Raw genomic sequence first — 20,470 nt, 5'->3', positions numbered from 1 at the left:
GGGTCGGGACGGGTGTCCCGGCCCTCACGCCGTCGCGGCAGGAGCCCCGCCGCCCGGGCGGCGGGGCGGCTCGCCGGACAGCCAGTCCAGCACCGCCGCGGTCGAACCGGTCTCCGGCACGCCCGTCGGTACCGGAGGCCTGCGGACCACCACCACGGGGATACCGGCCTCCCGGGCCGCGGCGAGCTTGGGGGCGGTGGCGCCGCCGCCGCTGTCCTTGGTCACCAGGACCTCGATCCGGTGCCGGGCCAGCAGCTCCCGCTCGTCGCGCAGCGTGAACGGGCCCCGGGCCAAAAGCACTTCGAGGCGCGGGGGAGCCGGCGGGGCCGGCGCGTCCACCGAACGCACCAGGAACCACGGGTCGGTGAGGTGCGCGAAGTGGTGCAGGCCCATCCGGCCGGTGCTGAGGAAGATCCGCGCGCCGAGGTCCGGCGCCAGCGCCGCCGCCCCGGCGAGGGACTCCGTGAAGTGCCAGTCGTCGCCGGGGGCCGCCGCCCAGCCGGGGCGCCGCAGCGCCAGCAGCGGCACCCCCGAAAGGGCCGCCGCACCGGCCGCGTTGAAGCTCATGCGTTCCGCGAAGGGGTGCGTGGCGTCGACCAGGTGGGTGACCCCGTGGGCGGTGATCCAGGACGCCAGTCCCGGGGCGCCGCCGAAGCCGCCGATCCGGGTCTCGCCCGGCGGCAGCACGGGCGCGCCGACCCGGCCGGCCAGTGAGGTCGTCACCCGGTACGGGGCCGGCTCCAGCGCCTCCGCGAGCCGGCGCGCCTCCGTCGTGCCGCCCAGGATCAGGACGTGCCGCACGGGGGAGGACTCAGCAGGCATGCCGGTCGCGCTCGGCGGAGTACAGGTGGCTGTCGCGGAACTGCTCGGCGCCCAGCGTGCGCCCGACCAGGATCACCGCCGTACGCACCAGGCCGGCCGCCTTCACCTGGTCCGCGATGTCGGCCAGGGTGCCGCGCAGGATCAGCTCGTCCGGCCGGCTGGCCATCGCGACGACCGCCGCCGGGCAGTCGGCCCCGTAGTGCGGCAGCAGTTCGGCGACGACCCGCTCGGCGTACCGGGTGGCCAGGTGCAGCACCAGCAGCGCGCCACTGCGGCCCAGCGTGGCCAGGTCCTCGCCGGGCGGCATCGGCGTGGCCTGCTGCGCGATCCGGGTGAGGATGACGGTCTGGCCGACGGTCGGAACGGTGAGTTCCCGCTTGAGCGCGGCCGCGGCCGCCGCGAAGGCCGGTACGCCCGGGACGACTTCGTACGGGATGCCGGCCGCGTCCAGGCGCCGCATCTGCTCGGCGACGGCGGAGAAGACGGAGGGGTCGCCGGAGTGCAGCCGTGCCACGTCCTGGCCGGCGGCGTGCGCCCGGACGAACTCGGCCACGATCTGGTCGAGGTTGAGCCGCGAGGTGTCCACCAGTCGGGCGTCCGGCGGGCATTCGGCCAACAGCTCCCGGGGGACCAGGCTGCCCGCGTACAGGCAGACGGGGGCCGCCGCCAGGGTCCGGGCACCGCGCACGGTGATCAGGTCGGCGGCGCCGGGGCCCGCTCCGATGAAGTACACGGTCATGTCTGGTCCTGGTCCTTCGTCTGTGTCGCCGCTGATACGGACGCCGCTGATACGGACGCCGGCGGTTCGGGCTCCGGCCACGGCTTGGTCACGGTCCACTGGGTGACGGGCATCGCCTGCCGCCAGCCGGTGAAGCCGCCGACCGGCACGGCGTGCGCGACGGCCAGCTTCACCAGTTCCCCGCCGTGCCGGCGGTAGCGGTCGGTCAGTACGGCCTCCGACTCCAGGGTGACCGTGTTGACCACCAGCCGGCCGCCGGGGGCCAGCGCCGCCCAAGCCGCGTCCAGCAGGCCGGGCGCGGTCAGGCCGCCGCCGATGAACACCGCGTCCGGCGCGGGCAGGTCGATCAGCGCCGCCGGGGCGGCGCCGGTGACCACGCGCAGGCCGGGCACGCCGAGCGCCGCCGCGTTCCGGGCGATCCGCTCGGCCCGCTCCGGGACGCGTTCCACGGTCACGGCGCGGCAGGAGGGGTGCGTACGCATCCACTCGATGCCGATCGAACCCGAGCCGCCGCCGACGTCCCACAGCAGTTCGCCGGGGGCCGGGGCGAGCGCGCACAGGGTCGCGGCGCGGACGTGCCGTTTGGTGAGCTGGCCGTCGTGCTCGTACGCGCCGTCGGGCAGGCCGGGGGTGGCGCCGAGTCGCGGCGCGGGGGCGCCCGGGTCGCGCCGGCAGTCGACGGCGACCACGTTCAGGGGGTCGCCGGGCGCGTGGTCCCAGCCGTCGGCGTGGCCCTCGTACGCGTTCTCGTCCTCGGAGCCGAGCTGTTCCAGCACCCACATCCGGCTGGGGCCGAAGCCCCGCTCCCGCAACAGAGCGGCGATCTCGCCCGGGGAGGCCGCCCCGGCGCTCAACACCAGCACCCGCCGCCCCTCGTACAGCGCGGCCGCGACCCGGGCCACCGGACGGCCGACGACGGTGATCACCTCGGTGTCCTCCACCGGCCAGCCCAGGCGGGCGCACGCGTAGGACACGGACGAGGGGTGCGGGTGGACCCGCAGGGCGTGCGGGCCGAGCTCCTGTGCGAGGGCGCGGCCGATGCCGTAGAACATGGGGTCGCCGCTGGCCAGCACGGCGACGCGGCGGCCGGAGTGCTCGGCCATCAGCTTCGGCACGGCCGGCCGCAGCGGGCTCGGCCAAGCGACGCGTTCGCCGGGGCAGTCGCCGGCCGGCAGCAGGTCCAACTGGCGGGGCCCGCCGATCAGTACCTCGGCGGTGGCCAGCGCGGAGCGCGCGGCGGCGGTGAGCCCGGCCCAGCCGTCGGCGCCGAGGCCGACGACCGTCACGGGTGCGGGGGGTGCTGCGGAGCTCACTGCGCGGAACCTCGGGGACGGGGACGGGAAGCGGGTGGACCCGCAGCCTACTGGTCGGTGTGTCCCGACCCCGGAGCAGGGTGGCACCGGGTGCCGCAGCGGGCGCCCTCCCGTGAATCCGTCCGCCCCCGCACGCCTCCGGGCGCCCCGGTCGGGCCCTGCTGCGGCGCCGAGGCCCGACGCAGACTCTGCGGCATGGACGACGACGCTACGGACAACCACCCAGCCGCCTGCCGCCGCCGCACCGCTCCGCCCGGCCGGTCGCGACCGACGGCGCGGGTCAGTGACCGCCCGTCGCCCGGGTGTAGAGGGCTTCGACCGAGTCGTCGAACCAACTGCTGTACGAGGTGGTCTCGTCCCCGCCGCCGTCCCGGCCCCCGATGACCCCGATCAGGGTGTGGCCGTCGGTCAGCACCGGACCGCCGCTGGTGCCGTTGGGTACGTCCGCGCAGTCCAGCCGCAGCTGGGTGGGCCCCTCGGCGCGCGCGGTGTTGTAGCAGTCCAGCGGCTGCTCGGTGTCGTTCGGGTAGCCGACCAACCGGGCGGGCAGCGGCAGCCGGGGTCGGAAACGGATCGCCAGCGCGCCGGTGACGTCCTCCAGCCGCTCGCCCGGATGCCCGGGGCGGCGCAGCCGCAGGAAGGCCACGTCGTGGTCGGGATCCGTGCTCCGCGTCCAGCGGGGGTCCACGTCGATGCTGCTGGGCACCCACACGCCGTACGGCGCCTTGCCGTCGCGGTAGCCGGGGACGAAGGCCAGATTGGTGCGGAAGCCGTCCTGGTACACGCAGTGCGCGGCGGTGGCGATGAGGTCGCCGGCGGGCGAGTGCACCACGCTCGCGGAGCAGTGGTGGTCGGCGTCCCAGTCGTTGCCGGGTGAGAACAGTGCCCCGATCGCGGGCTCGGGGGCGGCCGTCCGGGCGCGCAGCGGCGAGGAGGGCTGCCAGCCGCCGTCCGCCCACCGCACCGGCTCCGGTGCCCCGGACGGGTCGGAGCCCGACTCCGTCCCCGCGAAGTCCTGGGCGTCGGTCGGCCGGTCCTCGCCCTCGGACACGATTCCGTCGAGGACGTCCGCGGCCGTGCGGTCGGCGCGCTCCGGGTCCTGGAGGTAGCTGCCCCGCGCGGGATCGCCGTCCGCGCGGTGGGCGGCGACCGCGCGCAGTTGCCCCCACGCCAGGGCGCCGCCGCCGACCAGGGCGAGGCAGATTCCGAGCAGCACGGAGACCCGCACCGCGCCGTCCCTCACCTTGCCCACCATGTGGCGCTCCCGCCGCTGACGATCCTCCGACGTCCCGTCCGACGGCCGGCGGCCGGCGGAGGTTCCGCAATCCGGTGTGTCGGTCCTCACAGCCGGACGCGCGGCCGGCCTCCCGGTGTCAGGCCGCCCCGCCCCCTCCCGACATCCGGTGTCCTTCCCTGCTTCACCGAACTCCCTTACGCTCCAGGCGACTTGAGAGCCGTGGACCGAGGGGAGCCGAGAAGATGAGACTGCGGGACAGGTGGCGGGGAAGGGCCTTGGCCGGGTTGGTCGCGACGACGCTCGGCCTCGGCCTGAGCCTGGGCGCGGCGGCCCCGGCCGGGGCCGAGGCCGGCGGCCCCTCCTACGCCGCGACCACCGGCGTCGGGGTCCACAACGCCTACGAGAAGGCCAAGTACCCGTACTTCGCGGACGCGCTGGACTCCGGCGCCGCGATGCTCGAACTCGACGTGTGGACCAACTTCTTCGGCAGCTCCTGGCGGGTCTCGCACGACAATCCCTTCGGCAACAACAGCAACTGCGAGAACGCCGGCAGCCCCGCCCAACTGCGCACCAAGTCCCGCGACCAGAACCTCGCGGGCTGCCTGGCCGACATCCGCAGCTGGCACGACGCGCACCCCGGCCACCGCCCGATCGTGCTCAAGCTGGAACTGAAGGACGGCTTCGCCGCCAACCTCGGGCGCGGCCCGGCCGACCTCGACGCGCTCCTCACCGCCAAGCTCGGCGACGCCGTCTACCGGCCCGGGCAACTGGCGGCCGGCTACCCCGACCTGGACACCGCGGCCCGCGCCGGGGCGTGGCCGAGCCGCTCCGCCATGGCCGGGAAGTTCCTCGTCGAGCTGATCCCCGGCACGGTGGAGGAGGGCAACGGCGCGGACACCCTCTGGACCGACCGGGAGTATGCGACCCACCTGCGCACCCTCGCCGCCTCGGGCAGGCTCGGCAGCGCGGCGGCCTTCCCGGCCGTGCACCGCGCCGAGGCGGGTGACCCGCGGGCCCGTTATGCCGACGCCTCGCTGCGCCCGTGGTTCGTGGTGTTCGACGGGGACGCGAGCGCGTACGCGGGCGGCTCCATCGACACCGGCTGGTACGACCGCAACCACTACCTGCTGATCGCCACCGATGCCCAGAGCGTGGTCCCCGCGATCGACGGCGTCCACCCGACCGAGGCCCAGGCGCTGGACCGGCTCGCACTGATGGCCGGGCACCACGCCTCGATCGCCTCCGCGGACTGGTATCCGCTGCCCGGGGTGTTGGCCACCGTCGTGCCGCGCGGGTAGGGATCAGCGGGTAGGTAGGGGGAGCGGGTCCGTCGCCCTTGTACCCTTATTGCGAATAGTTCGCAATAAGGGTCGCGATCAGGGTTGAGGGTGTGTCCGGTGGGGTCTGCGGTGGTGCTGGGCATCGAGTCGTCCTGTGACGAGACGGGCGCGGGCATCGTGCGCGACGGAAAACTCCTCGCGCACGTCGTCGCGTCGAGCATGGACGAGCACGCCCGCTTCGGCGGGGTCGTCCCCGAGATCGCGGCCCGCGCCCACCTGCACGCCTTCAACCCCGTGGTCCGCCGGGCCCTCGACCAGGCCGGCCTGCGGCCCTCACAGCTCGACGCGGTCGCCGTCACCACCGGACCCGGGCTGTCCGGCGCGCTCCAAGTCGGCCTCGCCGGGGCCAAGACGCTCGCCTACGCGCTGGACCTGCCGCTGTACGGCGTCCACCACCTGGCCGGGCATGTCGCCGCCGACACCCTGGAGCACGGCCCGCTGCCCGACCCCTGCGTGGTGCTGATCGTCTCCGGCGGGCACACCTCCCTGCTGTTGGTACGGGACCTCGTGCGCGAGCCGATCCTGCACCTGGGCGACACCCTCGACGACGCGGCCGGCGAATGCTTCGACAAGGTCGCCCGGGTGCTCGGCCTGCCCTACCCGGGCGGTCCGGCCATCGACCGGGCCGCCCGGGGCGGCGACCCCAAGGCCGTCGCCTTCCCCCGTCCGCTGACCGGCGGACCGCGCGCGGGGGACCCGTACGCCTATTCCTTCTCCTTCTCGGGCCTCAAGACGGCCGCCGCCCGCTGGGCCGAGGGCCACCGGCTGCGCGGGCAGGAACCCCCCGTCGCCGACGGCGCCGCCTCGCTCCAGGAGGCGGTGGCCGACGTCCTGACCCGCAAGGCCGTCGCGGCCTGCACGGCGTACGAGGTCGGCACACTGGTGCTGGTCGGCGGAGTGGCCGCCAACTCCCGGGTGCGCGCCCTCGCCGAGCGGCGCTGCGCCTCCGCCGGGATCGCCCTGCGGGTCCCGCCGATGACGCTGTGCACCGACAACGGGGCGATGATCGCCGCCGTCGGCGACCTGCTGGTGCGGGCGGGCGTGGAACCGGCCCCGTACGCCCTCACCGTCGATCCGTCCGCGCCGCTGGAGTACGCGGCGCTGAACCCGCGGGCCGCCGGCTGACCCGGCGGGCCGCAGGACGAGCCCGCCGCCCGACTCGGGCCGACTCAGGAGGAAGGACTCACCTGGACCGTCGTCAGCGCACCGCCCGCAGCCTCCTTCACCACCGCGATCTTCGTGCCGGTGTCCGGGACCTTCACCCCGAGCTGCGGCGACTCCGCGTTCCAATAGGTGCCGTGACGGTCGTCGAAGACCGGGACTCCCGGCCGCGACGGGATCACCAACGGGGTGCCCGCCTTGTGCAGCACGATCCGGTCGCTCGCGCGCAGCGAGAAGGGGGCGTCGAAGGTCTGCGCGCGGGCGTTGAGGAGGCTGCCGTCGGCGAACTTCAGCGGCTCCGGTCGGGCGTCCACCGGAAGCAGCAGTCCGCCGCCCGGGTGCGTCTTGGTGGTGTTGTCGCTGAACGCGGTGTCCCAGAGCCAGACGAGCACGCCCTGCTGGTACGGGAAGAACTCCACCCGGTCGCCCGTGAACCCGAAGTTGTACGGTCCCGTCTTGAGCAGGCTGCCGTAGCCCGTGTAGCGCCGGTTCTCGACGAAGTAGGCGCGCGGGTGCTCCTCGGTGCCGGCGCGGCCTTCCGTGCGGGACCACTTGAGCGCCGTCCAGCCGTTCGCACCCTGCTCCGCGCCGTCGCGCAGCAGTTCGCGACCGCCGTCCGCGGTGATGCGGATGTCGTCGAAGGTGACGCCCTTGCCGTGGGTGTTGCCGTCCGAGGTGACGCGCAGCCGTAGCCGGATCTCGCGGCCCGCGAAGGCGTCGAGGGGGACCGACAGCCGCGTCCAGCCGGTGGAGGTGCCGGAGACGCCCTTGGCCGGGATCGGCGCCCCGTCCACGGTGCCCGTGAGCGGGGTCCAGGCGGTGCCGCCGTCCGTGGAGGCCTCCACGGTCAGGAAGTCGAAGTCCTTCTCGATGTCGTACCAGACGCGGGCGTCCAGCCGGGCGGGCCCGGCGGTGCCGGTGAGGTCGACGGTCCGGCCGAGCGTGTTGTCCATGAAGTCGCCGGTGCCGCTCCACCATTGACTCGTGCCCTCATAGGGGTCGGTCAGCTCGGTCGTGGTCCGGGAGGGCGGCAGGTGCACCAACAGTGCCTGGGGATCCTCGGTGTTGTAGCCGGACACGCCGAGGGTCGCGCGGGTCCGGCGGCCCGCGTCGGCCTCCGTGTACTCCAGCCAGCCCAGTTGCAGCTTGCTCCACGGATCGAGGTCGCCCGGGAACTCCCCGGTGGTGCCCGGGCGTTTGCCGAGGTAGGAGGCGGACGACATCAGCGACCAGAAGTTGACGCTGTTGTCCCCGTCCGAGCTGTAGAGGTCCGGCAGCCCCAGGTCGTGGCCGAACTCGTGGGAGAACAGGCCGGCTCCGCTGTTCTCGCCGCCGGTGAGGTAGTCGCCCGCCCAGATGCCGGTGTCACCGACCGGGGTGCCACCCGCCTTGTTGCCCGCCGGGCCCGCGCTGCCGGCCTGGTCCCAGTACGCGAACCAGCGGTGCGCCCAGACGGCGTCCTTGCCCTGGGCTCCTCCGCCCCAGGTCTGGTCCTTGCCCGCGTGGACGACCACGAGGTGGTCGATATAGCCGTCGGGCTCGTTGAAGTTGCCGTCGTGGTCGGCGTCGTAGCGGTCCCACTGGTCGTACTCGGCCAACTGCGCCTTGATGTCGGCTGCCGTACGGCCCTTCGCGCGCTCGGCGTCGTACCAGGCGGTCGTGGCGTCCCGGACCAGGTCCCAGTTGGTCCGGCACTGACCGGGCTCGGAGCAGTTGTCCGTCCCGTAACGCGCCTCGTTCCAAGGGAGCTTGACCCAGTCGGTGACGGTGCCGTCCATGTCGTACCGGCCCGAGGACTGGAGCCGGTAGTAGGCGCGCATGCTCGCCGACTCGGGCGCGTCGGAGAAGAACTGCCGCTGGTAGGAGGCGCGGTCGAAGTCCTTGCGCCACAGCGTGTGGTTGTCGTCGGCCGCCGGCTTTCCGATGGTGTCGTGGCGGGGGCCGGGCGTGCCGCCGAAGCGCGGTTTGCCCTCGAACTCGGTCGTCGTGTCCACCTGGTCGCCGAACTCGGCGAGGATCACGAAGACCTTGTCCTTGCGTTCCTGGGCGAGTTCGACGTACCGGTCGCCCACCTTGGCCTGGTGGGGGAGGGTGCCGTCGGGTTCGGCGCGCAGGGCGCCGGGGTGGCCGGCCGTGCCGGCCGCGATCCCTTCGAGGGCCTGGCGGCGCAGGGCCTGGCGTTCCAGTTCGAGCGGGGCGAGGGGTGGGGCGGAGGCATGCTGTCCGGCCTGCTGCCCGGCGTGTTGTTCGACCTGTTGTCCGGCGTGTTGTCCGGTCTGTTGTCCGGCCGCCGGGGGCGGCGGTGGGGGCTGTGGCGATGCGGCGAGGGCGGGGGTGGCGGCGAGGAGGGCGAGTGATATCGCCGCTCCTGCCACGGCGAGTATGCGCAACGCGGTTCCCTTCCAGGGGAGTTGACGAGAGCGCAGGTAATATTTCACATGTGACAGGGCATCGGTAGATGGGGGACCACGCCGTTTCCGAAGGGGCCCCGCCCTCGTTGCCCTGCCGGGATATCCGGATGCGCGGGCGCGGTGCGACCGGCCAAGATGAACACCGCGCCGATCACCCGATCGCGCAACGCCTACCGAAGGACCACGCCACTCCATGACCCGAACCCCCGACGAAGTGAAGACCGTGCCCCTCACCCCCGAGGTGTACGCCTACCTCGTAGAGCAGGCCGAACCCGTCACCCCCGTCCAGCGGGAGCTGATCGAGCGCACGCGGGCGCTCGGCGGCCCCTCCGAGATGCGCGTCCCACACGAGCAGGGCGTCTTCCTCACCCTGCTGGCCAAGCTCGCCGGCGCCCTGCGGATCGTCGAAGTCGGCACCTTCACCGGCTACTCCACGCTCGCCCTCGCCCACGGGCTGCTGCCCGGCGGGAAGGTCCTCACCTGCGACGTCTCCGAGGAGTGGACCCGGATCGCCCGCGAGGCGTGGAAGGCGGCCGGAGTCGCCGACCGGATCGAGCTGAGGATCGCCCCCGCCCTGGAGACCCTGCGCGAACTGCCGCCCGAGCCGGTGATCGACCTGGTGTTCCTGGACGCCGACAAGAGCGGCTACCGCGCCTACTGGGACGAACTCGTTCCCCGCGTACGCCCGGGCGGTCTGCTGCTCGCGGACAACGTCCTGTACGGCGGCGCGGCGGTACACCCCGATGCCACGGGAAACGCCCTGGCCATCCGGGAGTTCAACGCGCACGTCCGGGCCGACGGGCGGGTGGAGTCGGTGACGCTGCCCATCGCGGACGGCCTCACGGTGGCGCGCAAACGCTGAACCCGGGCATGACGGCTACGGCATCATCCGGAGCGGAAGACCACCGCACCCGACAGGAGCCCGACCGTGCCGAGCCGCCACATAGCCTTCGACCGGCTGCACAACTTCCGTGACCTGGGCGGCTACCGCGGCATCGACGGCCGCCGGGTCGCCTGGGGCCTGCTCTACCGTGCCGACTCGCTCGGCAAGCTCCGAGGAGCGGACTGGGAACGCTTCCTGGACCTCGGCATACGCACCGTCATCGACCTGCGCTACCCGTGGGAGGCCGACACCAAGGGGCGGGTGCCCGAGCCGCACCGGTTCGTTTACGCCAACCTCAGCATCGAGCACCGACCCTACGACCAGGCCGAGATCGACCCCGACACCGACCCCTGGCGCTACCTCGCGGACCGGGCCGCCGAAGTGACCGAGGACGGGGTCGCGGAGATCCGACAGGCCGTCGAGCTCATCGCCGCGGCCGAGCCGGGGGCCACGGTCTTCCACTGCACCTCCGGCAAGGACCGCACCGGACTCGTCGCCGCCTTCGTACTGACCCTCCTCGGCGTCTCCCGGGAGGACGTCCTGGCCGACTTCGCCCTCACCGAACGGGCCACGGACCGCCTGCTCGCCGACTGGCACACCGCCCACCCGGGACGCACCATGCGCTGGCCCTCGTACGGCCGCGCCCCCGCGCGGGTTCTCGCCCTCGTCCTCGACGACCTGACCGCCCGTTACGACTCGCCCTCCGGCTACCTCCTCGACCGCGTCGGCATCTCCTCGGCCACGGTCGGCCGGCTCCGGGACCGGCTGCTGACCGCCTGCTGACCGGCTCCCCACCCGCCCGGGCAGCCGCGGGCCCCGGGCGGTCGCGCCGCCCGGGGCCCGGGAAGGGGCGCAAACCTACGCCCGGACCTCGTCGCAGGCGATGCGGAGGTGGCGGGGGCCGCGGAGGACGGCGTTCTGGCGGTAGGGGGGCGGGTCCTCCAGGAGGCGCGGGTTGTGCAGGCGGCGGGCCAGTTCGGTGAGGGCGAGCTGGGCCTCCAGGCGGGCCAGGGGGGCGCCGAAGCAGCTGTGGATGCCGCTGCCCAGGCCCAGGTGCTGGATGTCCGGGCGGTCCGGGTCGAAGCGGTCGGGGTTCTCGAAGCGCTGCGGGTCCCGGTTGCCCGACGCGAGGATCAGCCACATCGAGGAGCCCTTGGGGATGGTGACCCCGCGTACCTCGATGTCCACGAGCGGGGTGCGCTGCGGCAGCAGTTGCACCGGCGGCTCGAACCGCAGCAGCTCCTCCACCAGCGGCGCCGCGAGCGCCGGGTCCCGGCGCAGCCGTTCCAGTACGTCGGGGTTGCGCAGCAGCGTGAGCATCCCGTTCGTGATCAGGTTGACCGTCGTCTCGTGGCCGGCGATCAGCAGCAGGGCGGCGGTGCTGAGCAGCTCCATGGTGGACATGGACGCGTCCGGCCCGTACCCGACGGCCAGTTGGGACAGCATGTCGTCGCCGGGCTGCTTGCGCCGCTCCTCGATCAGCCCGGCCAGGTACATGCCCAGCTCCATCCGGGAGTCGTGGGTCTTGCGCTGCCGTTCGGCCGGGTCCGCGTCCGGATCGGGGTCCAGGCTCGCCGCGAGGGTGTCCGCCCAGACGTGGAAACGGGGCTCGTCCTCGCGCGGCACCCCCAGCAGCCGGCAGATCATGGTGACGGGGAACGGGTACGCGAACTGGTCGACCAGGTCGATCTGTCCGGGGTCACCGAGGTCGTCGATCAGTCCGGTGACGATGGAGCGCAGGTCGTCGCGCATCCCGTCGACGCGGCGCGGGGAGTGCGGCGGCCCGAAGGGCCGGTTCGTCATCCGCCGGAGCCGGTCGTGTTCGGGCGGGTCCAGCTTGAGGAAGCCGGGCGGCAGGGCCGTGGCCTCCTCCTCGCCCTCGCCCGCCAGCGGGTCCCCGGCCGTCGCGGCCAGGTTGCGGGCGTCGGAGCTGAGCCGGGGGTCGTGCAGCAGGCTCTGGATCTCGTAGTAGGTGCTGATGACGTACGGCCCGCTCCCCTCGTGGAAGACGGGAGTCTTGCGCAGTTCCTCGTACAGCGGGTACGGGTTGGCGCGGTTGGCGTAGTCCAGGATCTCGCTCAGGATGCCGTGGGTCATTGCGGGTCCTCCGGGGGCCTGCGGGTCAGTGCCCGGCGGGGGTGAAGGTCATCCGCCGGTCGGCCGGCGAATATCCGCTGAGGGTGATGGTCGGACCGTGCGTGGGCACGGACGGGTCCGGGAAGTCGGCCGGGACGGGCCGGTTGCCGTCGGGGCGCCGGTCGACCGTCGGGAACGGCACCGGGAACGGCGCGGTCGACTCGATCTGCTGCTGGTAGAACTGCAGCCACCGGGAGTTGTCGAAGGTGACGGCCCCGATGACGCGGCCCTGGTACCCGTAGACGCCGGTGAAGCGGCGTTCCGCGAGCGAGCCCTGGGGAATCATGATCTCGGTGCCCATCGACGGCACGCCGACGGACTTGATGTTGACCCCGAACTGCGAGGACCAGAACGCCGGGACCCAGATGTGCGGGCGCCGATCGGTGCTCACGCTGAGCATGTTGTGCGCCGCGGTCTCCGCTTGGGAGACGGCGTTGCCCCAGTGCTCCAGCGACAGGAACTGGTACCCGAACAGGGGGTGTGGGGAGCGGGCCACGTCACCCGCCACGTAAATGTCGTCGGTGACGATGCCCCGGATGTCGAAGGCCCGGCAGCCCGCGTCGCAGGCGATGCCGCGCGGGCCCGCGCCGAGCCCGGAGCCGGCCAGCCACTCGGTGTTGCGCTGGGCGCCCAGCGAGACGACCACCACGTCGCAGTCCAGCGTGGTGCCATCGGAGAGGTGCGCGGCCCGTACCCGCCCGGTGGAGTCGCCCTCCAGGCCGGTCACCATGACGCCGGTGCGCAGGTCGACGCCGTGCTCGCGCTGGAGTTCGGCGGCCACGGCCCCGATCACCCCGCCCAGTGCCCCGACGAGAGGCGCGTCGCCGCGTTCGGCGACGGTGACCGCCAGGCCGCGCTCCCGGCACGCGGAGGCGATCTCCGAGCCGGTGAAGCCGGCCCCGATCACCAGGACCCGGCGGGGGCCCGCGTCCAGCCGCCGCGCCAGCGCCGCGCCGTCGTCGCGGGTGCGCAGCACGAACACCCCGTCGAGTTCGCCCTCGGCGGCGTTCGGCCATGGCCTCGCCCGTACGCCGGTGGCGATCAGGAGCCGGTCGTACGGAACCTCGTCCCCGTCGGCCAGCTTCACCCGCCGGGCCGCCATGTCGAGGCCGGTGGCCGGTACGCCGAGCCGCCACTCGGCGTCGATGGCCCGGCGGCGGGGGAGCGCGGTGCGTTCGGCGGTCGACTTGCCGAGCAGGACGCCCTTGGAGAGGGGCGGGCGGTCGTAGGGCTCGTACGGCTCGTCGCCGATCATGGTCAGTACGCCGGTGAAGCCCTTGTCGCGGATGGTCTCGGCGGCGCGCAGGCCGGCGAGCGAGGCTCCCACGACGACGATCCGACCCTCGCGCTTGAGGTGGTCCAGGGTCACTTCATGCATCGCGGGCCTCCGCGGCGGTCGCGGGGCCGCGGTCCCGGTCACCGGCCCGGTCGAGGTCGTCCACGAGGATGGCCTGGACGGGGCAGGCCGCCGCGGCCTGCGCCAGCCGCTCGCGCTGGGCGTCCTCGGCCTGCGGATCGTAGAGGAGCCCCTCGTCCCCGTGCATCGCGAAGACGTCGGGCGCGAGGAACGCGCACTGCGCGTACCCCTGACACCGGTTGAGATCGACGACAAGCCTCAGCAACGTGCGGTCCTTTCGGTGACCCCCTCGGCTCCCCGGACCAGCGTGCCGGGCGGGCGCCGTCCCGGCCCGTCCACGCGGACCATCGGGGTGACGGCCGTCGTGCGTTCGGGGTACCTCACCGAGTCCGGCCGGCGGCCCGCAGGATGTAGACGCTGATGAGCAGGGCCCAGGCGGGGAACACCAGCTCCGACCACGGCAGGGAGGATCCCGCCACCAGGAGGATCAGGCCGGCCGCCACCCCGGCCAGGCTCAGGGCGCGCGGGAACGAGCCCAGCTTGCGCCCGATGGTGGACGTCGCGAGGACGAAGACGGCGGCCATCCGCATGCCGTACGTGGTGAGCAGCTCGTACGCGAAGTGCCGGCCGAAGTCCTGCGGCTGGTGGGCGGAGAGCACGGTCCCGGCGGCCGCGGCGGCGGCGAAGAGGGAGGCGACGAAGACCAGGCCGCTGCCCAGGAAGACGGTGGCGACGAACCGGTCCTCGGCATCCCCGGTGTGCGCGCGCACGGCGCCCATGAACCAGAGGAAGGCGATACCGGCGAAGGGGACCAGCTCCACAGCCGTGTTCACCGAGGCCCGCTGCCCCGGGTCGAGCTCCACGGAGGAGCCGCCGGCTCCTTCCGGCAGGCCGAGCCGGGCGAGCACGATCGCCGCGGCCAGCAGGGCCGCGAAGACGATCCCGGCCACTCCCGCCGCCCTCGGGGTCTCCAGGTTCCGGGTCCGGGACGCACCCGGTGAACGCTCTCTCATCCGTCCAGCAAGCCGGGCCCCCGGCCCGGCTGCCAACGGGGTCACCCAGTCGGGTGACCCCCGCGGCCTCCGGCTTCCGGCCGGGCTGCCGGCCCCCGCCGGCCCGACCTGCGGGGCCGCGGGCAGGCCAGCGTGCGCGGCAGCATGGACGTACGGTGAAAAGCGAGCCTCGGCCCGGACGGGCCCCGCGGCGGACCGGTCCGGCGCCGCCCCCCGGCCGCGCTCCTCGGCCGCGACGGCCGCCCCCCATCCATGGAGGCACGACATGAGCACCGTCAACGCGTACGCCGCCACCTCCGCGGACGCACCGCTCGTCCCGGCCACCGTCGAACGGCGCGAGGTCGGCCCGCGGGACGTCCTGATCGAGATCAAGTTCTGCGGCATCTGCCACTCCGACATCCACCACGTGCGCGGCGAGTGGGGCCCGGTGACCTATCCCGTCGCTCCCGGCCACGAGATCGCCGGGGTGGTGGCCGAGGTCGGCCCGCAGGTCACCCGGCACGCCGTCGGGGACCGGGTCGGCGTCGGCTGCATGGTCAACTCCTGCCGCGAGTGCCCTCCGTGCCGCTCGGGGGAGGAGCAGTACTGCCTGAACGGGACGGTCTTCACCTACGGCTCGATCGACCGGGACGGCACCGACACCAACGGCGGCTACACCACCCACATCGTCGTGGACGAGGACTTCGTCGTCGGCATTCCGGAGGGGCTCGCGCTCGACGAGGCCGCCCCGCTCCTGTGCGCCGGCATCACGACCTACTCGCCGCTCAAGCGCTGGGGCGCCGGCCACGGCAAGAAGGTGGCCGTCGTCGGCCTCGGCGGGCTCGGGCACATGGGGGTCAAGCTCGCCCACGCCATGGGCGCCGAGGTCACCGTCCTGTCCCAGTCCCTCAAGAAGCAGGCCGACGGGCTGCGCCTGGGCGCCGACGACTACTACGCCACCAGCGACCCCGGAACCTTCGAGCGACTCGCGGGCACCTACGACATCATCCTGAACACGGTGAGCGCCAAGCTCGACATCGACGCCTACCTCTCGCTCCTCGCCCTCGACGGCGCCATGGTCAACGTGGGCGCCCCGCCGGAACCGCTGTCCCTCAATGCCTTCTCCGTGATGTCGCGGCGCCGTTCGTTCGCCGGCTCGATGATCGGCGGCATCGCCGAGACACAGGAGATGCTCAACTTCTGCGCCGGGCACGGCGTCGGCGCGGAAATCGAGCCGATCCCGGCCGAGAAGATCAACGAGGCGTACGAGCGGGTGCTCGGTTCCGATGTCCGCTACCGCTTCGTGATCGACATCTCGACCCTGGGCTGAACCGGGCCCTGGGCCGAACCCGACACCGGTCTCATTCGGTTAGATCCGGTCCGATCTGATCCGGTCCGGTCCGGGTTCGAGCCGAGGGCGTGGGCCCGGGGCGCCGGGGCGCGGGGTCACATGGCGTGACAGGTGCCGCCGCGAACCATGTCGAGGTGCATGGTGACGACCGGCTCGGCCTGCTTCGCCGCGGCGACGGCCGCGCTGTCCTTACCGCTGCTGATCTCCAGCCGGATCAACGCGAGGGTCGACCTGTGTGCGGCGTCCTGGCCGGCGAGCCAGGCGGAGTCGTACCCGGAGGTCTTGGCCTTGGCCTGTACGTCCTTCAGCTTCTGCTGCTGATCGGCGGTGGGCGCGGTGGGCAGGGTCGTCTTCAGCTGCGCCGCCACCGCCTTGACGTCCTGGTCGAGCTTCTGGTGGTCGGCGACGATGCGGGCGCCGACGGTCTTCACACACTCCGTGGTGGCGTTCCTTTGCGCGTCCTGGCCGGCCGCGATCTCCGCGAGGTTGCCCTGGTGGACGGAGGCGAGGAATACGGCGTCCTGGTTGTCGGCCCGGTCGGCGGCGACCGCCGCCGGTCCGCACACACCGGCGGTCACCGCCGTGACGGCCGCCGCGATCAGCAGTCGGTTACGCATGAGGCGCTCCTCTCCGGCGGCCCGGCACCGAGGTGGCGCTCCCGCGGCCGCACTCCCCCGGCCCCTACCCCGGTCCCCGCCGACAAACGTCGTCACGCGCCGCGTACGGTTCCCTTCACCCCGCCCCCGCTCCCGCCCCCGCTCCCGCTCCCGTCCTCGCCGGTGCCCAGTGCACCCGGCCCGCGTGGATGAGCCGCAACTGGCGCAGGGCGGTGTGGGTGACGGCGTCCCATTCACCGTCCTCGTCGAGGGCTGCCGCCAGGAACGCGGAGGCCGTCATCACCATGTGGTCGACGTACAACCGGGCCAGCATCAGCAGATCGTCCCGGCTCCAGCCGGCGCCGAGCGGATCGGACCCGAGGCTTTCGGCCACTTCGCCCGCGAACGCGTCGAGCTGTCCGCTCACCGCCTCCCGGACCCGGCGTACGCCGCCGTGCCGCTCCCGGACGATGAAGCGGATGTGCGCGGGGTAGGCGCGCACCAAGGCGGCCATCAACTCCACCGCCGCGGCCGTGCGTTGATCGGCGTCGCCGGTGGTGGTGAGCATGGAGCGGACCGTGGCGTGCAGGTTCTCCAGCGCCTCGTCCACCAGCGCGATGCCGAGGTCCTCGATGTCGCGGAAGTGCCGGTAGAAGGCGGTCGGTGCGACGCCCGCCGCGCGGGTCACCTCGCGCAGACCCAGGCTGCCCAGGCTCTGCTCCTCCAGGAGGGTCAGGGCGGCGTCGAGCAGGGCACGGCGGGTCTTGAGGCGTTGGAGCTGACGGGCTCCGGCGGTCTGGCTCATGACGAAAAGTTAACCCCCCCGCCACACAGGACCGCATGAGCACTATTAGACTGGGTAGTCAGTGAACAACTGTCACCTATTTCAGGAGGGAGCACGATGCTCTTCCTCGTTGCGGCACTGATGCTGATGGGGGTCCTCCTGGGGACCGTGGCGCACGTGTCGGCCCCCGTCTCCCTCGCCGTCACCGCCGCGATCGCCTGCTGGCTGCTGGTCTTCGCGATCCGTGAACGGTCCGGCCGCCACCACCGCCGGACCCACCGACAGGAAGGTTCGTCATGAGCGTCCGAAGCACCCTCGACCGCATCCTCGACACCGACCGCACCGACCGCACCGACCGCGCGGAGCACGTCGAGCGCCCCGCCGACCCCCGACCCGCCCGCGACCGCACCCGCGAGGCCGACGGCATGGCCGTCGCCTCCTTCCTGCTCGGCCTGGTCGGCCTCCTCGCCATGAACCTCCTGCTCGGCCCGGCCTCCATGGTCCTGGCCGCGCTCGCCCTGCGGCGCGGTACGAGCCGCCCCGGCCGCGCCCGCCTCGGGTTCGCGCTCGGAATCGCCGACCTCGTCGTCCTCGCCTGCCTGGTCGGCGCGGACCACACCTGGTCCTGGGGCGTCGGCTGACCGTCGAAAGGCCCGTTCGACGCCCGCGGGGACCGGTCCCACGGCACCGTCGTGCGGTTCTCCGGTGATCGTCCTATCGTGAGAAGCGGGGAGGACCCGGGCAGTCCACGGCCGGCCCTGGGCCGGCGGGAAGCGGGCTTCGATGGTCAAGCGGATGAATATGCCACCTTTGGTCGCTGAGCTGTCGGCCGAATTCGCGGGCACCATGATCCTCATCCTCTTCGGGTGCGGCGTGGTGGCCCAAGTGGTGGCCGGTGGAGGTCTCACGGATCCCCCCGGCGGCCTCGGCAACCACGACAGCATCGCCTGGGCATGGGGCCTGGGCGTCACTCTCGGTGTGTACGTCGCGGCACGGCTCAGCGGCGCACACCTGAACCCCGCCGTGACCGTGGCGCTCGCCGCGTTCAAGGGGTTCCCCTGGAGCAGGGTCGCGCCGTACGCCCTCGCGCAGACGGCGGGCGCCTTCGTGGCAGCCCTGCTGGTGCGCTGGAACTACAGCGAGGCGCTGTCGACGATCGACCCCACGCACACCAAGACGCAGGGCGTCTTCTCCACCCTCCCGGCCAACGGCAACCCCAACCTGCCGGTGACCGAGTGGGGAGCGTTGCGGGACCAGATCATCGGCACCGCGATCCTGCTGTTCCTGATCCTGGCCATCACGGACCTGCTGGGCACGCCTCCCGGCGCCAACCTGGCCCCGTTCATCATCGGCCTGGTCGTCGTCGCGATCGGCATGGCCTGGGGCACCGACGCGGGTTACGCGATCAACCCCGCCCGTGACTTCGGCCCCCGGCTGGCCAGCTTCATCACGGGCTACGGCCATGCGTGGCGAGATCAGTACGGCAACTTCTACTTCTGGGTCCCGATCATCGGTCCGTTCATCGGCGGACTGGTCGGAGCGGCCCTGTACAAGTTCTTCGTCGGCAGGTTCCTGCCGACCGCCGAGCCGGAGCCTCCCGGACGCGTGCCGGCCCCCGAGGGACCGGAAGCGTGACCACGGCTGCCTGAGGGCAGCGAGCAGGCCATCCCACAGGAGAGGCGGCACCCCATGGCGGACTTCGTCGGCGCGGTGGACCAGGGAACCACCAGCACCCGTTTCATGATCTTCGACCACGCCGGTAACGAAGTGGCGAAGCACCAACTGGAACACGCCCAGATCCTCCCGCGGTCGGGGTGGGTCGAACACGACCCCGTCGAGATCTGGGAACGCACCAACTCGGTGATCCAGAACGCCCTGCGGCACGGCAACCTGACCCCCGCCGACCTCGCGGCGATCGGCATCACCAACCAGCGCGAGACCACCGTGGTGTGGGACCCCCGCAGCGGCCGCCCGTACTACAACGCGATCGTCTGGCAGGACACCCGCACCGACTCCATCGCCGCGGCCCTCGACCGCTCCGGTCAGGGCGACACGATCCGCCGCAAGGCGGGGTTGCCGCCGGCCACGTACTTCTCCGGCGGCAAGATCCAGTGGATCCTGGAGAACGTCGACGGCGTGCGCGAAGCGGCGGAAGCGGGCAACGCCCTCTTCGGCAACACGGACTGCTGGGTCCTGTGGAACCTCACCGGTGGCCCCGACGGCGGCATCCACGCGACCGACGTCACCAACGCCAGCCGCACGATGCTGATGAACCTGGAAACCCTCGACTGGGACGAGGAACTGCTCGGTTTCTTCGGCGTCCCCCGGGCCATGCTGCCCAAGATCAACCCGTCCTCCCACCGCGAGGCGTACGGGGAGACCCGCACCTCCCGCCCGCTGCGCGCCGCCATCCCCATCACCGGGGTCCTCGGCGACCAGCAGGCGGCGACCGTCGGGCAGGTCTGTTACGCGCCCGGCGAGGCCAAGAACACCTATGGCACCGGCAACTTCCTGGTGCTCAACACCGGTACCGAACTGGTCCGTTCGCAGCACGGCCTGCTGACCACGGTGGCCTACCAGTTCGGCGACAGCCCCGCGATCTACGCCCTCGAAGGCTCGATCGCGGTGACCGGCTCCGCCGTGCAGTGGCTGCGCGACCAGATGAAGATCATCACGGACGCGGCCGAGAGCGAACGGCTGGCCCGCACCGTCGAGGACAACGGCGGCATGTACTTCGTCCCCGCCTTCTCGGGCCTGTTCGCCCCGTACTGGCGCTCCGACGCGCGCGGCGCGATCGTCGGCCTGGCCCGGTACAACGACAGCGGCCACCTGGCCCGGGCCACCCTCGAAGCCATCTGTTACCAGAGCCGCGACGTGGTCGAGGCGATGGAGCAGGACTCCGGGGTCCACCTCGACGTGCTCAAGGTCGACGGCGGCGTCACGGCCAACGACCTGTGCATGCAGATCCAGGCCGACGTGCTCGGCGTTCCCGTCAGCCGACCGGTCGTCGCCGAGACGACCGCCCTCGGCGCCGCCTACGCGGCCGGCCTGGCCACCGGCTTCTGGCGCGACACCGACGAACTGCGCACCCACTGGCAGGAGTCCAAGCGCTGGGAACCCCAGTGGTCCGAGGAGCGGCGCCAGGAGGGGTACGCGGGCTGGAAGAAGGCGGTGGAACGCACCCTCGACTGGACGACGGTCGAATAGGCCCGCCCGGGGTCGCGTACCGTCCCGCGTCGCGGCCCGCGCCCCGGGGCGGGGGCGGCGCCGCGGGGGGGGGTGTTCGCCGGGGGGGCGCTGGTGGCGGGGGCCCGGCCCGGCGCGACGCGGCCGGGGGGGGCGCGGGCG

20 protein-coding genes are annotated in these 20,470 nt (G+C 73.0%); 9 read left to right on the top strand and 11 right to left on the bottom strand.

All coding sequences use genetic code 11. The features are described from left to right. Positions 1 to 24: 24 nt before the first annotated feature. The 4 genes from ACFVXJ_RS30170 to ACFVXJ_RS30155 all read right to left on the bottom strand — a co-directional run bounded on the left by ACFVXJ_RS30170 (position 25) and on the right by ACFVXJ_RS30155 (position 4,129). Positions 25 to 822: a cobalt-precorrin-6A reductase gene (locus ACFVXJ_RS30170; protein WP_389666520.1), complete on the bottom strand. Its 798-nt coding sequence runs from the start codon at positions 820 to 822 to the stop codon at positions 25 to 27. Next, positions 812 to 1,561 (bottom strand): precorrin-4 C(11)-methyltransferase, encoded by a 750-nt coding sequence (gene cobM / locus ACFVXJ_RS30165; RefSeq protein ID WP_389666518.1) that lies wholly within the window; start codon positions 1,559 to 1,561, stop codon positions 812 to 814. Before cobM ends, ACFVXJ_RS30170 begins: the two co-directional genes overlap by 11 nt. Then, on the bottom strand, positions 1,558 to 2,874 hold the full coding sequence (gene cbiE / locus ACFVXJ_RS30160; protein WP_389666516.1) for a precorrin-6y C5,15-methyltransferase (decarboxylating) subunit CbiE: 1,317 nt from the start codon (positions 2,872 to 2,874) through the stop codon (positions 1,558 to 1,560). The genes cobM and cbiE overlap by 4 nt, the downstream gene beginning before the upstream one ends. A gap of 280 nt (positions 2,875 to 3,154) precedes the next feature. Then, a complete protein-coding gene (locus tag ACFVXJ_RS30155; RefSeq protein WP_389666514.1) occupies positions 3,155 to 4,129 on the bottom strand; it encodes a trypsin-like serine peptidase in 975 nt (324 codons plus the stop codon). A 224-nt stretch (positions 4,130 to 4,353) separates the two neighbouring features. Here ACFVXJ_RS30155 and ACFVXJ_RS30150 point away from each other — a divergent pair, with 224 nt between their 5' ends. Together ACFVXJ_RS30150 and tsaD are read left to right on the top strand one after the other, a co-directional pair. Beyond that, complete coding sequence (locus ACFVXJ_RS30150) at positions 4,354 to 5,409, top strand: phosphatidylinositol-specific phospholipase C domain-containing protein (protein ID WP_389666512.1); 1,056 nt, start codon at positions 4,354 to 4,356, stop codon at positions 5,407 to 5,409. A 99-nt stretch (positions 5,410 to 5,508) separates the two neighbouring features. Then, on the top strand, positions 5,509 to 6,576 hold the full coding sequence (gene tsaD, locus ACFVXJ_RS30145) for a tRNA (adenosine(37)-N6)-threonylcarbamoyltransferase complex transferase subunit TsaD (protein WP_389666510.1): 1,068 nt from the start codon (positions 5,509 to 5,511) through the stop codon (positions 6,574 to 6,576). A 44-nt stretch (positions 6,577 to 6,620) separates the two neighbouring features. Here the strand turns inward: tsaD and ACFVXJ_RS30140 are convergent, their stop codons facing one another. Next, positions 6,621 to 9,002, bottom strand: a complete 2,382-nt coding sequence (locus ACFVXJ_RS30140) for an immune inhibitor A domain-containing protein (protein WP_389666508.1) — start codon at positions 9,000 to 9,002, stop codon at positions 6,621 to 6,623. Between the two features lie 214 nt (positions 9,003 to 9,216). Here ACFVXJ_RS30140 and ACFVXJ_RS30135 point away from each other — a divergent pair, with 214 nt between their 5' ends. Together ACFVXJ_RS30135 and ACFVXJ_RS30130 are read left to right on the top strand one after the other, a co-directional pair. Next, entirely contained in the window at positions 9,217 to 9,885 is a 669-nt protein-coding gene (locus tag ACFVXJ_RS30135) for an O-methyltransferase (protein WP_389666506.1), read from the top strand. A 66-nt stretch (positions 9,886 to 9,951) separates the two neighbouring features. Then, on the top strand, positions 9,952 to 10,689 hold the full coding sequence (locus tag ACFVXJ_RS30130; RefSeq protein WP_389666504.1) for a tyrosine-protein phosphatase: 738 nt from the start codon (positions 9,952 to 9,954) through the stop codon (positions 10,687 to 10,689). 75 nt (positions 10,690 to 10,764) lie between these two features. Here the strand turns inward: ACFVXJ_RS30130 and ACFVXJ_RS30125 are convergent, their stop codons facing one another. From ACFVXJ_RS30125 to ACFVXJ_RS30110, 4 genes are all read right to left on the bottom strand, one after another. Further along, positions 10,765 to 12,003 (bottom strand): cytochrome P450, encoded by a 1,239-nt coding sequence (locus ACFVXJ_RS30125; RefSeq protein ID WP_389666503.1) that lies wholly within the window; start codon positions 12,001 to 12,003, stop codon positions 10,765 to 10,767. 25 nt (positions 12,004 to 12,028) lie between these two features. Next, positions 12,029 to 13,420, bottom strand: a complete 1,392-nt coding sequence (locus ACFVXJ_RS30120) for an NAD(P)/FAD-dependent oxidoreductase (protein WP_389666501.1) — start codon at positions 13,418 to 13,420, stop codon at positions 12,029 to 12,031. Continuing rightward, positions 13,413 to 13,661 (bottom strand): ferredoxin, encoded by a 249-nt coding sequence (locus tag ACFVXJ_RS30115; protein WP_389666532.1) that lies wholly within the window; start codon positions 13,659 to 13,661, stop codon positions 13,413 to 13,415. Before ACFVXJ_RS30115 ends, ACFVXJ_RS30120 begins: the two co-directional genes overlap by 8 nt. A gap of 118 nt (positions 13,662 to 13,779) precedes the next feature. Beyond that, complete coding sequence (locus ACFVXJ_RS30110) at positions 13,780 to 14,412, bottom strand: hypothetical protein (RefSeq protein ID WP_389666499.1); 633 nt, start codon at positions 14,410 to 14,412, stop codon at positions 13,780 to 13,782. Between the two features lie 265 nt (positions 14,413 to 14,677). Between ACFVXJ_RS30110 and ACFVXJ_RS30105 the strand changes: the two genes are divergently transcribed. Then, entirely contained in the window at positions 14,678 to 15,721 is a 1,044-nt protein-coding gene (locus ACFVXJ_RS30105; RefSeq protein WP_389666497.1) for an NAD(P)-dependent alcohol dehydrogenase, read from the top strand. A gap of 116 nt (positions 15,722 to 15,837) precedes the next feature. Here the strand turns inward: ACFVXJ_RS30105 and ACFVXJ_RS30100 are convergent, their stop codons facing one another. Both ACFVXJ_RS30100 and ACFVXJ_RS30095 read right to left on the bottom strand, forming a co-directional pair. Continuing rightward, positions 15,838 to 16,359 (bottom strand): DUF4142 domain-containing protein, encoded by a 522-nt coding sequence (locus ACFVXJ_RS30100; RefSeq protein WP_389666495.1) that lies wholly within the window; start codon positions 16,357 to 16,359, stop codon positions 15,838 to 15,840. 115 nt (positions 16,360 to 16,474) lie between these two features. Continuing rightward, positions 16,475 to 17,143, bottom strand: a complete 669-nt coding sequence (locus ACFVXJ_RS30095) for a TetR family transcriptional regulator (RefSeq protein WP_389666494.1) — start codon at positions 17,141 to 17,143, stop codon at positions 16,475 to 16,477. 96 nt (positions 17,144 to 17,239) lie between these two features. Here ACFVXJ_RS30095 and ACFVXJ_RS30090 point away from each other — a divergent pair, with 96 nt between their 5' ends. The 4 genes from ACFVXJ_RS30090 to glpK all read left to right on the top strand — a co-directional run bounded on the left by ACFVXJ_RS30090 (position 17,240) and on the right by glpK (position 20,329). Continuing rightward, a complete protein-coding gene (locus ACFVXJ_RS30090; RefSeq protein ID WP_389666492.1) occupies positions 17,240 to 17,422 on the top strand; it encodes a hypothetical protein in 183 nt (60 codons plus the stop codon). Further along, on the top strand, positions 17,419 to 17,763 hold the full coding sequence (locus ACFVXJ_RS30085; protein WP_389666491.1) for a DUF4190 domain-containing protein: 345 nt from the start codon (positions 17,419 to 17,421) through the stop codon (positions 17,761 to 17,763). The genes ACFVXJ_RS30090 and ACFVXJ_RS30085 overlap by 4 nt, the downstream gene beginning before the upstream one ends. 154 nt (positions 17,764 to 17,917) lie before the next feature. Next, a complete protein-coding gene (locus ACFVXJ_RS30080; protein ID WP_389666489.1) occupies positions 17,918 to 18,757 on the top strand; it encodes an MIP/aquaporin family protein in 840 nt (279 codons plus the stop codon). A gap of 54 nt (positions 18,758 to 18,811) precedes the next feature. Further along, the gene (gene glpK, locus ACFVXJ_RS30075; RefSeq protein ID WP_389666487.1) at positions 18,812 to 20,329 is read left to right on the top strand and encodes a glycerol kinase GlpK; all 1,518 of its coding nucleotides are present in this window, start codon (positions 18,812 to 18,814) and stop codon (positions 20,327 to 20,329) included. Positions 20,330 to 20,470 lie beyond the last annotated feature (141 nt).

It is taken from the genome of Streptomyces sp. NPDC058279 (genome assembly GCF_042881255.1).
Classification (GTDB): domain Bacteria; phylum Actinomycetota; class Actinomycetes; order Streptomycetales; family Streptomycetaceae; genus Streptomyces.
This window is presented reverse-complemented; position numbering and strand designations above follow the sequence as displayed.

Coding starts and splice junctions, on each gene's coding strand:
- ACFVXJ_RS30170 (WP_389666520.1), bottom strand. CDS start 822: ATGCCTGCTGAGTCCTCCCCCGTGCGGCACGTCCTGATCCTGGGCGGC.
- cobM (WP_389666518.1), bottom strand. CDS start 1,561: ATGACCGTGTACTTCATCGGAGCGGGCCCCGGCGCCGCCGACCTGATC.
- ACFVXJ_RS30155 (WP_389666514.1), bottom strand. CDS start 4,129: ATGGTGGGCAAGGTGAGGGACGGCGCGGTGCGGGTCTCCGTGCTGCTC.
- ACFVXJ_RS30150 (WP_389666512.1), top strand. CDS start 4,354: ATGAGACTGCGGGACAGGTGGCGGGGAAGGGCCTTGGCCGGGTTGGTC.
- ACFVXJ_RS30135 (WP_389666506.1), top strand. CDS start 9,217: ATGACCCGAACCCCCGACGAAGTGAAGACCGTGCCCCTCACCCCCGAG.
- ACFVXJ_RS30125 (WP_389666503.1), bottom strand. CDS start 12,003: ATGACCCACGGCATCCTGAGCGAGATCCTGGACTACGCCAACCGCGCC.
- ACFVXJ_RS30120 (WP_389666501.1), bottom strand. CDS start 13,420: ATGCATGAAGTGACCCTGGACCACCTCAAGCGCGAGGGTCGGATCGTC.
- ACFVXJ_RS30110 (WP_389666499.1), bottom strand. CDS start 14,412: ATGAGAGAGCGTTCACCGGGTGCGTCCCGGACCCGGAACCTGGAGACC.
- ACFVXJ_RS30105 (WP_389666497.1), top strand. CDS start 14,678: ATGAGCACCGTCAACGCGTACGCCGCCACCTCCGCGGACGCACCGCTC.
- ACFVXJ_RS30100 (WP_389666495.1), bottom strand. CDS start 16,359: ATGCGTAACCGACTGCTGATCGCGGCGGCCGTCACGGCGGTGACCGCC.
- ACFVXJ_RS30095 (WP_389666494.1), bottom strand. CDS start 17,143: ATGAGCCAGACCGCCGGAGCCCGTCAGCTCCAACGCCTCAAGACCCGC.
- ACFVXJ_RS30090 (WP_389666492.1), top strand. CDS start 17,240: ATGCTCTTCCTCGTTGCGGCACTGATGCTGATGGGGGTCCTCCTGGGG.
- ACFVXJ_RS30085 (WP_389666491.1), top strand. CDS start 17,419: ATGAGCGTCCGAAGCACCCTCGACCGCATCCTCGACACCGACCGCACC.
- ACFVXJ_RS30080 (WP_389666489.1), top strand. CDS start 17,918: ATGAATATGCCACCTTTGGTCGCTGAGCTGTCGGCCGAATTCGCGGGC.
- glpK (WP_389666487.1), top strand. CDS start 18,812: ATGGCGGACTTCGTCGGCGCGGTGGACCAGGGAACCACCAGCACCCGT.